This is a genomic window from Vibrio fortis, assembly GCF_024347475.1.
GTDB lineage: Bacteria > Pseudomonadota > Gammaproteobacteria > Enterobacterales > Vibrionaceae > Vibrio > Vibrio fortis.
The window spans coordinates 755,031-771,265 of sequence record NZ_AP025487.1 but is presented as its reverse complement, the minus strand read 5'-3'; the positions used below and the strand labels follow the sequence as shown (position 1 = coordinate 771,265).

General features: G+C 46.5%; 10 protein-coding genes. 3 read left to right on the top strand and 7 right to left on the bottom strand.

Annotation, left to right across the window (positions count from 1 at the left end; translation table 11 throughout):
- Positions 1-59 precede the first annotated feature (59 nt).
- On the top strand, positions 60-1,271 hold the full coding sequence (gene csdA / locus OCV50_RS03375; protein ID WP_261903708.1) for a cysteine desulfurase CsdA: 1,212 nt from the start codon (positions 60-62) through the stop codon (positions 1,269-1,271).
- A gap of 121 nt (positions 1,272-1,392) precedes the next feature.
- On the opposite strand, the gene csdE is transcribed toward csdA, so the two are convergent.
- From csdE to OCV50_RS03355, 4 genes are all read right to left on the bottom strand, one after another.
- Positions 1,393-1,821 carry a cysteine desulfurase sulfur acceptor subunit CsdE gene (gene csdE / locus OCV50_RS03370; protein WP_261903707.1) on the bottom strand — a complete coding sequence of 143 codons (429 nt, stop codon included), beginning with the start codon at positions 1,819-1,821 and terminating at the stop codon, positions 1,393-1,395.
- Positions 1,822-1,830: 9 nt separating this feature from the next.
- Positions 1,831-2,640, bottom strand: a complete 810-nt coding sequence (tcdA, locus tag OCV50_RS03365; RefSeq protein WP_032551412.1) for a tRNA cyclic N6-threonylcarbamoyladenosine(37) synthase TcdA — start codon at positions 2,638-2,640, stop codon at positions 1,831-1,833.
- Between the two features lie 103 nt (positions 2,641-2,743).
- Positions 2,744-3,856: a murein transglycosylase A gene (gene mltA / locus OCV50_RS03360; RefSeq protein ID WP_261903706.1), complete on the bottom strand. Its 1,113-nt coding sequence runs from the start codon at positions 3,854-3,856 to the stop codon at positions 2,744-2,746.
- Between the two features lie 81 nt (positions 3,857-3,937).
- The gene (locus OCV50_RS03355) at positions 3,938-4,408 is read right to left on the bottom strand and encodes a DUF2850 domain-containing protein (RefSeq protein ID WP_261903705.1); all 471 of its coding nucleotides are present in this window, start codon (positions 4,406-4,408) and stop codon (positions 3,938-3,940) included.
- Between the two features lie 163 nt (positions 4,409-4,571).
- On the opposite strand from OCV50_RS03355, the gene argA reads away from it, so the two are divergent.
- Together argA and OCV50_RS03345 are read left to right on the top strand one after the other, a co-directional pair.
- The gene (argA, locus tag OCV50_RS03350) at positions 4,572-5,909 is read left to right on the top strand and encodes an amino-acid N-acetyltransferase (protein ID WP_261903704.1); all 1,338 of its coding nucleotides are present in this window, start codon (positions 4,572-4,574) and stop codon (positions 5,907-5,909) included.
- A 297-nt stretch (positions 5,910-6,206) separates the two neighbouring features.
- Positions 6,207-6,398: a hypothetical protein gene (locus OCV50_RS03345; protein WP_239842416.1), complete on the top strand. Its 192-nt coding sequence runs from the start codon at positions 6,207-6,209 to the stop codon at positions 6,396-6,398.
- Positions 6,399-6,457: 59 nt separating this feature from the next.
- On the opposite strand, the gene recD is transcribed toward OCV50_RS03345, so the two are convergent.
- From recD to recC, 3 genes are all read right to left on the bottom strand, one after another.
- Positions 6,458-8,650 carry an exodeoxyribonuclease V subunit alpha gene (gene recD, locus OCV50_RS03340; protein WP_315974622.1) on the bottom strand — a complete coding sequence of 731 codons (2,193 nt, stop codon included), beginning with the start codon at positions 8,648-8,650 and terminating at the stop codon, positions 6,458-6,460.
- Positions 8,650-12,339, bottom strand: coding sequence for an exodeoxyribonuclease V subunit beta (gene recB / locus OCV50_RS03335; RefSeq protein WP_261903703.1), 3,690 nt, complete (start codon positions 12,337-12,339; stop codon positions 8,650-8,652). Before recB ends, recD begins: the two co-directional genes overlap by 1 nt.
- 411 nt (positions 12,340-12,750) lie before the next feature.
- Complete coding sequence (gene recC / locus OCV50_RS03330) at positions 12,751-16,227, bottom strand: exodeoxyribonuclease V subunit gamma (RefSeq protein ID WP_261903702.1); 3,477 nt, start codon at positions 16,225-16,227, stop codon at positions 12,751-12,753.
- Positions 16,228-16,235 lie beyond the last annotated feature (8 nt).

The window sequence follows — 16,235 nt, the reverse complement described above, 5'->3', positions numbered from 1 at the left end:
AAAATAAGGCGCTATTTTTAAAGCGCCCTGTCCAAACTTCAACTCTTAGGTAATCTTAGATGCTAGACATCCAGCACATTCGCAATCAATTTCCTGCGCTCACCCAACAAGTCAATCAACAACCTCTGATTTACTTAGATAGCGCAGCTACCACACAGAAACCACAAACGGTTATCGATGCGATCAGTGACTATTACTCTAAGCAAAATGCGAATGTTCATCGTGGAAGTCACAGCCTTACAGCCAAAGCAACCAGCCAGTTTGAAACCGCGCGAGATAATGTTGCGAAATTCATTGGGGCTACCTCAAGCAAAGAGATCATCTGGACACGCGGCGCAACTGAAGCCCTCAACTTAATCGCCCAAACCTACGCTCGAAGCTCTTTAAGATCAGGTGATGAGATTCTAGTCAGCGAACTTGAGCACCACGCTAATATTGTTCCGTGGCAGATCGTCGCAGAACAAACCGGAGCGAAAGTAGTCAAAGTACCAATGACCAAAGATTGCCAATTTGATGCTGCTGCTTTTGACTCTCTGCTAAATGACAAAACAAAAATTGTCGCGTTAGCCCAAGTCACCAATGTCACCGGTACACGTCAGCCAATTGAGGATGTTATAGAAAAAGCTCACTCCGTTGGCGCAATCGTCGTTGTTGATGGTGCGCAAGGCATTGTTCATGAGCCCGTGAATGTTTCCGAACTCAATGCCGATTTCTACGTATTCTCTGGGCACAAGCTCTATGCTCCTGCGGGTATTGGTGTGCTTTATGGCAAACTGGAATTACTTGAATCGATGCCACCTTGGCATGGTGGCGGAAAGATGGTCGAGCGCGTTTCGTTTGAAGGCACGACCTACTCAGCACTACCTGGCAAGTTTGAAGCAGGTACGCCGAATGTCGCGGGGGCAATTGCCTTAGACACCGCAATTCAGTGGATTGGTCAGTTTGAACAACAGCAAGTTGAAGCACACATTCATCAACTGGTCGATATGACCTATCAAGCTCTGTCTCAATTGGATGACATTGAAGTGATTGGCTACCAGCCTAACTCCAGTGTGGTCACGTTTGTTATGGATGGCGTGCATCATCAAGATATCGCCACTCTACTCGATCAACAAGGCATTGCAGTTCGAGCTGGTCACCACTGCGCTCACCCATTAATGGATGCGTTAGGAATTAAAGGCACGGTGCGAATTTCGTTTGGAATTTATAACACTATCGAAGATGTTGAAAGGCTAATCGCTGCGATAGAGAAAGCGGTGGATATGCTATAGCGAATAAGCGAGTAAGCGAGTAAGCGAGTAAGCGAGTAAGCGAGTAAGCGAGTAAGCGAGTAAGCGAGTAAAATATAGAAAGGGTTGGCTTAGAAGGCCAACCCTTTTCGTTTCTATTCTACTAATTAGTCAGCTGCTTTATCTGTTCAACAATCGCTTTTAGACCATTGCCACGAGAAGGGCTCAGGTGATCAACCAAACCGATTTTTGCGAAGTAATCATCAATATCGAAAGCTTGGATCTGTTGTGATGTTTTACCATCAAAGGCTGCCATCACAAGAGCAATCAACCCGCGAACAATTCGTGCATCAGAATCAGCGCAGAAATGCCAAACATCCCCGTCTTGCTGAGCAACCAACCACACTTGGCTTTCGCAACCCGCCACTGTCACTTGTTCACTTTTCAACTCTTCAGGCATCTGAGGAAGCTTTTTCCCCCATTGAATTACTTGGCGATAGCGATCTTCCCAGCCGTGAAACGTGGCCATTTTCTCAACAATATCATCACTAGTAATCGCAACACCAAAAGGAGAATCTGGAAATGAATGCATCAGTTGCTCCTACTTCTTGTACTTCTGAATCAGCTTTTCAACAATGCGCGATACCGCTACAAAACCAAAGGTCGCCGTGACCACTGTTGCGGCACCAAAGCCCGTTGCGCAGTCCATACGTTTAGGACCTTCCGCTGTTGCTTTTGCTGCACAAACACTGCCATCAGCTTGCGGGTACTTTAGTTGCTCCGTTGAGAATACACACTCTATACCAAACTTACGTGCAGGGTTCTTCGGGAAGTTATGGTGACGACGCAATGTGTCTTTCAATTTCTTAGCTAATGGATCTTGAATCGTCTTAGTTAAATCAGCAACTTGAATCTGGGTTGGGTCAACTTGACCACCAGCACCACCCGTTGTAATCACCTTGATTTTGTTGCTTCGACAATACGCTAACAGAGACGCTTTTGCTTTCATGCTATCGATCGCATCCAGTACATAGTCGAATTCTTTGGTGATGTATTCCGCTTGATTGTCAGGGCCGATAAAGTCATCAATCAGATTCACTTTACACTCAGGGTTAATCAACTTAACGCGCTCAGCCATAACCTCAATTTTGCTTTGACCAACCGTACCTGTCATCGCATGGATCTGACGGTTAATGTTGGTCACGCACACATCATCCATATCGATCAGAGTCAACTCACCAACGCCAGTACGAGCTAAAGCTTCAACAGCCCATGAACCCACACCACCAATACCAACCACACACACGTGTGCCGCTCTTAAGATTTCAACTTCGCTATTGCCATATAGGCGACGAGTTCCGCCAAATCGTTGGTCATAATTTTCAGAAGCTGGTGTGGTCAATTCACGCATTGTTGCCGCCAATTTATTGCATTAGAAAAAGAAAGAGTGCGTTTTATACGCACTCTTGAATAAAAAGTCTAGGGGATTAGCCGCCGTAGTTCAACGAGCGCTATTACTCTGCCTTCTCAGGAGGCAATGCCCATGGAGCTTCAGTTGCACTGCCGTCTAAGCCAAGCTTCCAAACTCGACCAAAGTGCTTGTAGTGCCCAGCTTCCGTACCCGCTCTAGCGCCCATACCATGGTAAAGGTCAAGGTGGTTCTGCTTCACTGCACCACCAGTATCAAGTACCAGTAATAATCGTAATTGATGTGCCCCACTCCAGGTGCCATCGGCATTAAGAAGCGGAACTTCTGCCAAAATAGGTGTGCCCATCGGCAAGATAGAACGGTCACCAGCAACGGCTGCCATTGGTAACAATGGAATACCCGCACTCCCCATTACCGACAAGTCTTCATTCGCTTGGAAGAAAACAAAAGATGGGTTCTGTTCTAGAAGCTCTTTCACCACTTCTGGATCATTTGCCAACACCCACTCTTTAATGGCTTTAAGAGACATCTTTTCACGAGGTACCAGCCCAAGTTCAATCAATACACGGCCAATGCTCACATACGCCTTGTTGTTTTTTCCAGCATAAGCAAAGTACTCGAGAGTATCATCGTCGCCAAAATGCACAAAGCCACTGCCCTGAACTTCCATCATAAATGGATCGATACGATTCGCGGCATAGCCAAGTTCAAGTCCTAGTCCGTCTAGTGCGCCATCGTAGATTTCCGCACGAGTTGGACACTCTTGACCACAGTTAGGTAACGCATAAACAGGGTAACGGTACTCTTCGTTCGGCTCATGGCGCAGTTCCATGACAGGGGAGAAATAGCCAGTGAATAGAACATTACCTTGCTTGTCTCCACCACCTAGCTGTGCAGCTTGAACACCATAATTTGCGAGATCTTGTGGATTACCACTCTGTAACGCCCACTCATTCAATTGCTGGTACAAAGGTTGGTAGATTTTTGCCATAGAGGGGGACTTAGAAACCACCATCTCAGCTTGCTCAGAAAAAGCCGTGTAGTCTCTAGGCGCGTTGGTTTCAATTTGCTCAACCTTATTTAAGATGCGAGGAAATTCATCATCAAGATATTGTTGAGCGCGGTCTGTCGGTTGTGCACAGCCGAATAATACAGAGGCCGAAACCAGAGGGAGCCATTTTTTAATCACAAGAATCATCCTAAAATTTCTATGCAACGAGGATGACAAAAACAGCTGAATAACACAATCTAAGTTTGTAAGAGTTTACAGTAAGATAACCTAACGAACTGAATGGTCGTTATAGCCCTTTAAACGAAAGACGGGATTGTAATAGGCACCTGAGTCTAGTCTCATCTCGGTATTATCGGAATTAACCATCTTAAAACGATGAGTCTTCCCTGCAGAACGATATTCAAAGTAGTTACCATCAAAGGCAAAATCCGTCGCAATGATAGAGCCAGCAACAGAAACGCCTCGCTCATTCAATACGAACTCATCGGTTGCGTAATGCGCGACATTTTGTTCTACCCAAGTGCCGTAAATCATACTCTTAGGCGTTGATGCCGCCTGCATACGAGCGAAAACATCTTGATACAAGATCACTACAGCGATCGAGCCTACCAGTGCCAATAGCATTAAACTGCGCTCGACAAACTTACGTTTGAAGTTGGCATTCTTTTGCTTATCCGCCTCGCTATACAAGCTCTTCGTGATGTCGTCGATTTTGTTCTTACTTACTGGGGCTTGCATAACTATTACTACTCAATTTGAAGCAACTGACATTTTACACCCAACAAGATTACGGAATAAAGTATTCTTTAAAATAGTTTGCTGTTTATTCCAAAAATACTCTTGTTTAAATTTGAATAAAAATGTTAGATTTAAGAATAAATAACCAGAACGGATTCTCTCTGTGAAATTAAGAAGTACCGCCTTAGTTAAAGGATTCAGACAATCGACCCCCTACGTTAATGCTCACCGTGGAAAAACCATGGTTATCATGCTGGGAGGCGAAGCAGTAGCCGATCGAAACTTCGGTAATATTATCAATGATATTGCCCTACTTCACAGCCTAGGTGTAAAGATCGTTCTGGTTCATGGTGCTCGTCCTCAAATTAACGAACTACTGTCAAAACAAGATTGCTACACTCCTTATCACAAGAATGTCCGCGTTACTGATGAGTATGCATTGGGGGTTGCCATGCAAGCTGCGGGACAATTGCAGCTTGCAATCACAGCTCGACTGTCAATGAGTTTAAACAACACCCCGATGGCCGGAACTCAACTGAATGTCATGAGTGGTAACTTCGTCACCGCGCAACCACTTGGGGTCGATGATGGCACCGATTATTGCCACAGCGGAAGAATCCGTCGTATTGATATTGAAGGAATCAACCGTACCCTCGACCAAGGCTCTATTGTTCTGCTCGGCCCGATTGCCAGCTCAGTAACGGGTGAAAGCTTCAACCTACTTTCCGAAGAGGTGGCAACTCAAGTCGCGATTCGCCTCAAAGCAGATAAGTTAATTGGGTTTTGCTCTGAGCAAGGGGTTATCGATAGCGATGGCAATGTACTCGCAGAACTTTTCCCAAAAGACGCTAAACAGATACTCGATCGCCTAATGGAGTCACAAGATCCTGCTCAAGACATGAGCAGCGGTACTCAACGATTTTTAAAGGGTGCCATTGCCGCTTGTCGTGCTGGTGTACCACGTTGTCACTTAGTGAGTTACAAACTTGACGGTGCTCTTATCCAAGAGCTCTTCTCGTTCGATGGTATCGGTACACAAGTCGTTATGGCGAGTGCTGAACAAGTCAGACAAGCACAAATCGATGATATCGGTGGTATCTTCGACCTCATTCGTCCTCTTGAAGAGCAAGGCATTTTGGTTCGTCGTTCTCGTGAGCAGCTCGAACAAGAGATTCACCGTTTCACCATCATCGAGAAAGATGGGCTGATCATCGGTTGTGCCGCACTATACAGTTACCCAGAAGATCATATGGCCGAGATGGCGTGCGTTGCTATTCACCCAGACTACCGAGATGGCAACCGTGGGCAATTGCTGCTCAACTACATGAGACATCAATCTAAATCTCAGGATATTGATCAGATTTTTGTACTGACGACTCACAGTCTGCACTGGTTTAGAGAACAAGGTTTTTACGAGATTGGTGTCGATGAACTGCCAATGGAGAAACAGGGGCTCTACAACTACCAGCGCAAGTCAAAAATACTGGCGTTGAATGTCTAGCATTGATGTTTTTGCTCAGGCTTTCAGCACCAAAAATTTAAATTTTGTGCCGATTCTCACTTTAGGTAGAAATTGATTGCAAATGTAATCGATTACTATATGAGATTTATCAAGTATGCACTTTTATTCACAGTGATAATTGTATAGAATTTGGTCGATTTACATTCTCAGTAAACATTGATTGGAATCGTCTATGCCTCGGCATGGGGACTTGCACGGATTGCTATAACTTTAACATCGCAGGCTTAAACTTTGGCTATGCCCGTTAATAACAAAAAGCAAAAAGAGCATATTGATATGAGAACCGTTATTTGTAATTCGCTACAAAGTTTTTGGGATATGGCTGACAACCAATTTCTTGAAGGGTTAGATGTCCACTGTGTTTTCCCAGTGACTGACAACTTGAAGGAGTTTATCTTGAACTGCCAAGCAAAATACAAGATAAACCATATCTCTTTTACAAGAGCCTTTCTGAGTAAAGACTGCTAGGTCTTGGCTCAAAGAAGCAACCACGGATGGCTGCTTCCTATCATAATTTTCCGACTCCTTTAGACATCACCACGCCCCAAACGTACCGCCAACCCACTCACTCGTTGAGTTTTCACCTTAATACTTCGCTTAAATACCGAACTATCGCTGAACATCATCAAGCGAGATTTAGCACGCGTCACTCCAGTATAGATAAGCTCACGTGTTAAGATTGGGCTGAACTCCGGTGGCAGTATCATCAAGGTTAAATCAAATTCACTACCTTGAGATTTATGGATCGTCATCGCATAGGCCGTCTCATGCTCAGGCACTCGGCTAGGCAGCACGGCTTTTACGCTTCCATCAGGCAACTCAAAGTAAACCTTAAGCCTTGGTGAAGCACCCTCTTCAGAAACCGTAGAGTCCAGCATACACAGGCCAATATCACCATTATATAAACCAAGACCATGATCGTTTCGTGTCACCATTACAGGGCGGCCGTGATACCAAAGCTCTTCATTATGCGGCTGTATTAAACGTCTTGCAGCTAATGCTCGTTCAATGCGCTGGTTTAACCCTGCGACACCAAAATCCCCATCACGCACAGCACAAAGCAGTCGACATTGGCTGAAGAGATCGAGAGCTTGTTTCGCGCGATCCTCTTGTTTCTCATCCTCAGTCAATGGTTGGTGGATACAGTTTAAATACGCACCATATTCATTCACTAGAGTTCGAAGCATCAGGTTATAACTATCACTAGAGAGTGAGTGATGTTCAATATCCGCAAAGCCTTTGTTTAATACCAAATCGACTTGAGAAGCCGAACCGGCATTGATCGCCTTCGCTAGTTGTCCAATGCCAGAGCGAGCATCAAAGCGGTAACTCTTTTGCAGCATACATAGACTATCAGCGACGGCTGGAGCCAAAGCCATATGGTTTTGTCTTACTCTGTTGCGAGATACAGCTTCAAACCCAGTCAGTTCAGCAATCAAACTACCTTGAGGTGTACTATAGCCGTTCGCATTAAAGGCGCAAATATCACCCAACACGGCACCGGCTTCAACTGAGGCTAATTGATCTTTATCTCCGAGCAGAATCAACCGCGCATGTGGAGGCAATGCATCCACCAGCTTATACATCATCGAGAGGTCGACCATTGACGCTTCATCGACTACTAGAATATCCAAATGCAGCGGGTTTCGACGGTGGTGCCTAAACTCAGCTCGGTTTGGAATGGCCCCAAGTAAGCGGTGCAAGGTACTCGATTCCGTTGGAATGTTCTCTTTGACGATGGGCTCAACTGGCAGTTGATCAATCGCCTTACCAATCGACTCGGTCAAACGCGCTGCCGCTTTACCTGTTGGCGCAACCAATTTAATGGTCGGGGTTTTACCCAAGTTCAATGATTGCTCTACCATCGCAGATAACAGCTTTGCGACGGTGGTGGTTTTTCCGGTACCAGGGCCACCAGAAATGACAGCAAATCGACGACTAAGCGCTACCGCCGCAGCGACTTTTTGCCAGTTTAGACATACGGACAAAGGTACCAGTTCATCGAGTACATTTAGGTCAGTGACCTGACGAGCACTGGCTACAGCTCTATCAATCTCACTCCAGTTCAACTCAGCTTCAGACACAACATCTAAATGATCACAAACCAGTTGTTGGCGCAGCACTTGTGAGCTTTGGCCATTCGATTCCGCTTTAACCAGTGCGTTAAAAAGAAAGTGATAACTGCGAGCAAATAACTGACTAAGCGTTTGTGTCAGTGCACGCTTCTGTTCGAGGTCAAATTCAACCGGATGACTCAAGCGATTGAGAGCCTCAGCCAGCACCACTTCATAGTTCCAATAACGCTGCAGATAAACACGTTGCCCGTCAAACATGAGTGGCTTAACACACGCCGCACTGGTGCCGACCAAGCTTGAGTTGTTCAAAATAGCTGGCCAATCCACACTCAACAGACGTTGATTGAGCTGTAGTGCCGCGTCTCCGTAAAGGCCGAGCAACTGCGCTAAGTCAGCAGGTGTATTCGATTGATAGTGATCACTTACTGTCAGCTGCATACAGATATGCCCTTTACCTAACTCATGACTAACCACGCCGGCGAGAAAGCCAAGCTGTTGAGCGGTATCGGCCTCTTGTGAGTAACCATTCGCTTGCTGTGCAATAAAGCGAGCAAATTGATAGTCAAGCTGGCGAATCGTGCCTTTCTCTGCCAATAGCTTCAGCACATCCATCAATGGCGCTTGTTGTAAATCAATGGGTGTCATTATATAAGCTCCATTTGTCCAGCTTGGTCATCATTTGACTGTGTTGTTTGGCGATCGACAACTTTACCGTCAATCAATTGATCCATTTCGTTAAGCATGGCTTCACTTGGCTTAGCGGAAAATATTCCCTGCTGAGATTGTCCATCCATACCGCGCAAAAACAGATAATAAACACCGCCAAAATGCTCTTGGTAGCTGTAATTAGCGATGCGGCTGCGTAAGAAGCGATGCAGAGCCAAGGCATAAATTTGATACTGTAAATCGTATCGGTGATCAGCCATGGCACCTTTCAGAGCCTCGCCATGGTAAACCGCCACATCATCGCCTAAGTGGTTCGATTTCCAGTCGAGCACGTAATATTTGCCTTCGTGTTCAAACACCAAATCGATAAAGCCTTTCAACATACCTTGCACTGTGTGAAAGCCAAGGTCTCCAGCTTTCGCTGAAAGAGGGTCATGATACTGAATAACACGGTTAAGCTCGGAAGAAGCGAGAACCTCAATAGGCAATAAGAACTCCATCTCAACCAGTCGCTGAGACGCATTTTTCTCGCTTAGCTTAAGCTTTTTGCCATCTAAAGCGGTGTTGAGCACAGTATCAACCAATTGCTGTAGAACGGGTAACCATTCTAGTTCGTACTGCTCAAGTTCCAGTAAGTGAGTGATCACTTGCGTATTGTGATCGCTGGTCGCAGGCTCGGTAAACTCGACCTCTTCAAATAGGGTGTGCAAAAACGTACCTGGCCTAGCACCACGAGGAAAGGTAAAGATAGAACGCTCTGGCTCAATCAACTCCCCTTCGTCCTGCTCATCCGCAGAATCGATATCAAAGCCCGATACCTCCATGCTTGCGTCATGACTTGCACCATGGCTGCCTTGCTTCACTAATCCTGAATAACTGGTAATGCGCCACGCACGGTCAATCGACGCACTCAACTCTTGAGCTTGTAGATCAGGCTGAGGCTCTGATTTAGCAAAAAAAGGCTGCTCATGTTGTGTCGGCGTCTCGCTCAACGTAATGCTGTCATTACTACTTTCTAAGCCCGAGAGAGCTTGCTGTAATTCTGCAATGCTGCACTCTTTTCCATTTTGAACCAGATAGCCCATCGCACTCAAATGCACGCCAGTCGGCTCTTTGGTTGAGCGTCCTTTACGCAGTGGCGCCATACCAATAAAGCAGCCGTAAACAGCACGAGTGAGCGCTACGTAGATCAAACGCAAATCTTCGGCTAAACGTTCTTTATCGGCTTGTGCTAACGCCCCGTCACTAGCGGTGATATCAAGAACAGTGGTGTCTGTAGCGTGGTCGTAATATTTACCTTCACTCGCTTCTCGGTAGCTTGCTACAAACGGTAGGAACACCAAATCGTATTCCAAGCCTTTGGATTTATGAATAGTAACGATTTGAACTAAGTTTCTTTCTGACTCAAGACGCTGAATATCATCTTCATTGCTACCCAAACCGTTCTGCGCATCAATGATCGCTTCTGCGAGCCAACGCAGCAGTCCGTAGTCGCTGTCTAACTCTTGTCTCGCTTGCTGCAGTAGTTCACCAATGTGCATTAAATCGGTCAATGCGCGCTCGCCGTTCTCTTCTTCTAGTAATCGCTCTGCTAAGTGGCGCTTACTCATCACTGCACGTAACATCGGCAGCACACCGCGTTGTAACCACAATTTTCGGTATTCGCGGAACTCATTAACCGCATTTTCCCAAACCACTTCGTCATTGTTCAGTTGATCGAGTGACGCAGCATCAAGGGCAAATAATTCAGACGCTAGGCAAGCGCGGAGAGCTCGGTCATTTTCTGGCGTTAATACCGCTTGCAGTAAACGCTGAAGATCTTGAGCAACTAAACTGACGAACACGCTATCTCGGTTGGAGAGGTAAACACTGGCAATGCCTTGTTCTGCGAGAGCTGTCTTCACCAAACGCCCTTCACTACCTGTTCTCACCAATACTGCAATATCACCCGCCTGAATCGACTTGCGACCTTTGCCGTTGTCAAAATGCGCTTGCTGCTCCTGCGAAGCCGTCAATATGGTTTGAATTTGGCTCGCGGTCGCCTCCGCCATGGCAGCGTGATACTCCCCTTTAGGCAATGGCTTGTCTTCTGTCTCTTGCAACCAAAAGGTGACGGCCGGTTGAACCTTGTCACCAAGAGTCCATTGGCGCAAATCGGCATTTGGACTTGAAGCAACAGGTAAAAACGGAATGTCATCGTCATAAATAAATGGACTATCAGAATGACTAAACACCTGATTCACCGCACTCACCATATCTGCGCTTGAACGCCAGTTGGTGCCTAACGTGTAGTGAGCACTTACTTGGTTACGCGCTTTGATGTAGGTAAAAATATCTGCACCACGGAAGCCGTAAATCGCCTGTTTCGGGTCACCGATCATAAACAAGCCACATTGTGGGCTATTCAGATAAATACGGCTGAAGATGCTGTATTGCAGTGGATCGGTATCTTGGAATTCATCGATCATCGCAACCGGATAAAGTGTACGAATTCGTTCCACCAGCAGTGACTGTTCATCAACATCAATCGAAGCTGAGAGTTGAGTCAGTAGGTCATCGAATGAGAGCCACTGTTTCTGCTCTTTGGCTGCCGCGAGCATGTTTCGGCAATGAGTAATCGCATGCGCTAACAGCGGTGCTTTCATATCCGCAGGCTGCGCTAAAAACGTATCGATCGCCTCAAAAACGTCATGACAAGGGGCGGTGCCTTTCGGCGTTTTTTCATTAAGCACCGATTGCGCGAACTTCTCCAGTTTATCTGGGTACTGATAATCGTGAGTCTCGCTTTGCGCCCATGTCGTTACCGCTTCCAACCAAGTAGGCAATGACTTTTTGGTATAGCTGCGTTTATTGACATCTGAGCCTGAGATAATTGGCAGAAAATCCTCTTGAGATGCTAGCCATTGTGCTTTTAGCGCTTTGATTTTATCTAGGTTGCTATTATGTAGAGATTGCAGGTCGCCAGACATCGCCTCCACCGTTAGCTTTAACGGCGCGCCTGTCAGGTAACGGTTCACATCTGCCAATAGCGCAGAGGGTGAACCCCAAATATTACGCACTTCGCCAGCCAGTTGCAGCGGAAGTGGATAGAACTGTTTACGCCAGTAATCCGCAACAACTTGCGCTTTAAGATGACTTTCATCGGTTACGAACTCATTGTCAAAGCGGCTGCCCGACTCAAATGCATTCTGAGTCAACATACGCTGACAGAAGCCGTGAATGGTGTACACCGCCGCTTCGTCCATTTGCCTTTCGGCGTTAAGTAATGTTTCGGCTGCAGATGCTCTCTTGGCATCATCGTACTCTTCAAGTAAGTCCTTGATAAATTGGTCTTTAGAGTCGACGCAAACGCCTCTACAAAATGATATATATGCAGCGCGTATTTTTTTCCTTATGCGGTCTTTGAGCTCCGCTGTTGCCGCTTCGGTAAAGGTCACCACCAAAATCTGATCGACTGTTAGCGGCTGCTGGTGCCTACTCGGCTCTTCGCCATTTACACCGGACTCAGATGTACCGTGACCAAGCAAAAGTCGCAGGTACAAACCCGCTATCGTGAAGGTTTTACCCGTACCCGCAGAAGCTTCTATCAATCGCGCTCCATGCAGAGGAAACGTCATGGTATTAAGCGCTTGTGGCGTGATAGCGAGATCACGATTTGTGGTAGTCATACCGAGCTGCCTTCTTCTTAATTATTCTGTTACAAATGTGACCTAGTATCAAAAACGTCATTCAAATCTGGTCTGGTACCAATATCTTATTAGGGAGTGCGATCTCTCTCACGGATCAATTTGGTACGCATCGTTACTATGCGCCCACGAGTTTAGGCTAGCGATTGTTTTTTCGCCGCCGAAGAACCAAAAGAATAATGGTCCCTCTGACCTGTGGCCGTACAGCGAACGCCCTACACTAATAATGATTTACTGGCGGCCACTTTAATTCCTGTGCTTTCAATTCCCTGACTTCCCAGCACTTCTCTCATCTGTTCTACACTTTTTCTGAAACCACTATTGGTTTCCAGTACCCATTGGCGTGATCGGCCCTGTAGATGGAGTTGTGGCGATCTTAGCGATCGCCCACTGTTACTCTTGATCACTGGGATCAACCGCTGCAAAGCGCGCTGCCTGCATGACCAGTGTTGAGTAGAGCCTTGCTTCTGCCGCTAATGTTTCATCCCACTTCGGCCAAATACGTGAGATGTAGCTATCGCGCCCTTCACCGGTAAAGGCATAACTGTCGTTGAATGTATCAGCCATCTTCTTCAAAGACTTCTCTTCATCATCAACCCATTTTCCTCGGCCAAAGCCAGCTTCAACGCCCGCCAGTGCCGTTTTAGGGAAATATGGTAGAGGTTGAGTCATGCCTTGATAGAACAGACGAACAAGTTCACCTAAAGTCTGTTTTGCTGCTTGAATGTCGTTAAGAGGGCTAAGCGTGAGATGCACTACCCCCTCTTTTTTGTCATAGCCAATGATATGCGTTGTCTGAGGGTTCCCCATCACACTACAACACAGATGATCAATCCAAGCAGCAAGGTAATCTTGCGCACGAATTTTACCACTGCGATAACGCACTAAGCCTGATTGATAGTGATGAGTAAGCCAACCAATCAGCTTGACCGGTTTTCCTTCGCCGAGGCTATCTATCGTGATATTCACCTCTAGATCTTCTTTCGGAGCACCGGTAACGAATTGGATCTCTTTGGCTAACTCTTCCGCCTGAACTCGGTTGGTCTCAAACTCAATGTCACCAAATGCCCCAACTGGCAAACGACCTTGCGCTTTCTGTTTCGCGACAAAGTGGCGAATGGCTTCATCCGGTGATTGAGGGTTATCAATCAATACTTGTAAGAGTGCATCTTTAAGTTGATAGCTCTCTAAGCCATTCAACACGAATGGCTCATCGTCTTCCATCACAGGCAACGGTGGCTCAAATACCACCTTGAGGCGACGATTGAAGAAGTATTGAACAGGTAAACGCCAAAAACGCTGTAACTCAACCAGATCAAGCTCGAGAGGGTACGTTGCCCCTGCAAGATAATCTTCTAACGCACGATTGAATTCGCCACTACGCTCCCCCGCTCGATTAGCGGCAGGCAGCCACTCTTTAGCGTAACTGAGCTGGGTATTGTCTTGAGACGGCATGAAAGCACTCGGACTAAATGGCGTCATGGTGTGTTCAAACATTTGCGCTTGGCTTAATTTGCGCCCAGATTCATCGCTTCCCAGAGCTTCGTCGCCTTGTAGGCAGTAGTTCTGCTCACAATATTCGATAAGCTCAGACACCAAGACGGACGGAACTCGTTCTGTATTGTCTTGTATAGAGCGACCAACATAACTGATGTATAGACTCTCTTGCGCTGATAGCATTGCCTCTAAGAACAGATAACGGTCATCATCGCGGCGAGAACGATCCCCCGGACGAGTGCGACCGTTCATTAAATCAAAGCCTTCTGGTGGCATAGAGCGAGGATAAACACCGTCGTTCATTCCTAGCAGACACACTGTTTTAAATGGAATCGAACGCATTGGCATCAGAGTACAGAAGTTCACTTGCCCTGCTAAAAAGCGTTGGCTGATACGCGCTCCTGAGAGTTTGTTGTTCAAGTACTGATAAACAATGCTTGGTGATAGGTCTTGCTCATACAAGGCGTCATCAAGCTGTTCGTTAAGTTGCCCGAGGGCATCACGAATCGACTTCAATACCACTTCACCTTCTAGCTCTACGCTGAAGAAGTCATCGATCAAATTCAACAGGGTCTCGCGCCAACGCTCAATCGATTGTGGCTGGTTTAGGCGCTGTCGATAATGGGTAATACGATCAATAAAATGCGCGAGCTTACCCGCAAGCTCTGCGCTCATGCCCTGCACTTCATCGTATGCAGCAATCGATGAGTCGGCGGTTTCAAACAATCCTGCTGATTCCGACATTGCGTAGCCAAGCAGCATACGCTGAACACCGAACAGCCAAGTATTTTGCTGTGTCTCGGGTAGGTCAAATTCTGTCGCGGTGCTGCCATCAACACCCCAGCGAATACCCGCCTCTTCAACCCACTGTTTGGCTTGTTCGAATTGATATTCATCGATATCAAAGCGCGCCATCATCGCAGGGATTTCAAGTAGCTCAAGTAATTCGGAAGCCAAACAACGACTCTTTGGCAGCGCCACCAACTGCATGAATGCAGTTAAGATTGGGCTCTCTTGATCGGCCGTACGGTCTGAAATTGAATAAGGGATGTAGCGCTCACCCGGCGCATTACCAAATACCGCTTGAATCGCTGGGCTGTAGGCGTTGATGTCGGCCACCATCACGATAATGTCGCGTGGCTTTAAGCTTGAATCTGCATCAAACATCGCTAATAACTGGTCGTGTAACACTTCCACTTCACGCATCGGGCTATGACAAGCGTGAACCGTTAACGACCGGTCACCAAGAGCAATACTTTGCTTATGTGTACTCGAATCGAGGATATGATCATCTTGATGCTCTTCCAGCTCTAAAATATCGGCTTGAAGCTGATGCAATAGACTATCGCGCTCAACATCAATGAAAAATTCATGCTCTTCACATTCAGACTGAGACAATAAATACAGATTATCTCGACCTAGCTTGCCCATAGATGCCAGCAAGCTATTGCCCATTGCTTGGCTCGTATGCAGTTCATCTTCAACATTGGCCTCTAAGCCATCTTTTAATGGCGAGACTTCACCCTCTAATTGAGGCAAGCCCTCGACCAAAGCAAACTGCTTACGACGCTGCGCTTCGACTCTTGCTAGGTATTTTCTGTCACGAATATCACCCCAGTAGTGCTGACATGGATTCGTGAACATCAAGTGGACATCAATGTGTTCACCCATTGCCTTGAGCGCATCCATATAGCGCGGCGGTAGTGATGAGATACCAAATACAAACAATCGCTTTGGAAGATGGGAAAGCTGACCTTTCTGTTGTGCGAGCGCTTCAATAAAGTCATGGTACAAGTTGCCACGATGGTACTTTGACTGACCTTGAAACAGGGTTTGTTGGTACAAAGCTTGCCATAAAATTGGCTGCCAAGGATGCTCTTGATGACCTTCGGCATCTTGAAGTTCTGTTACTGGTTCACCAGCCTCCCAAGCTGCCATCCACTCTGGTCGATATACCAAATAACCATCAAAAATATCGGCAATTTTCTCAGCCAATTGATAAAGCTTTGAGCTATCGGTGTCACTTTCCAAATAGCGCTGAAGCGGCAAGAAATCAGGATGGTCGAGCTTAGCGGGCAGAATGCTCATCAGCTTCCAAGTCATCGACTCTTTGTTGAAGGCACTGCGCTTGGGTACGTCAGGCAGGACTTGGGTAAACATCTCCCAGATAAAGGTAGCGGGAAGCGGAAAATCAATGTTTGCGGCAACACCAAACTCTTTAGCCAACTCCATTTTCAGCCACTGAGACATACCTGGACTTTGGACCAAGATTTGCTCTTTATCAAATGGGTTAGCCAGAGGATCACTCTTAATCAAGTGAACGAGGAGAATTTTTAAAGTATCAACTTTATTGGAATGGTAAACAGTAAACAAAGTGCACT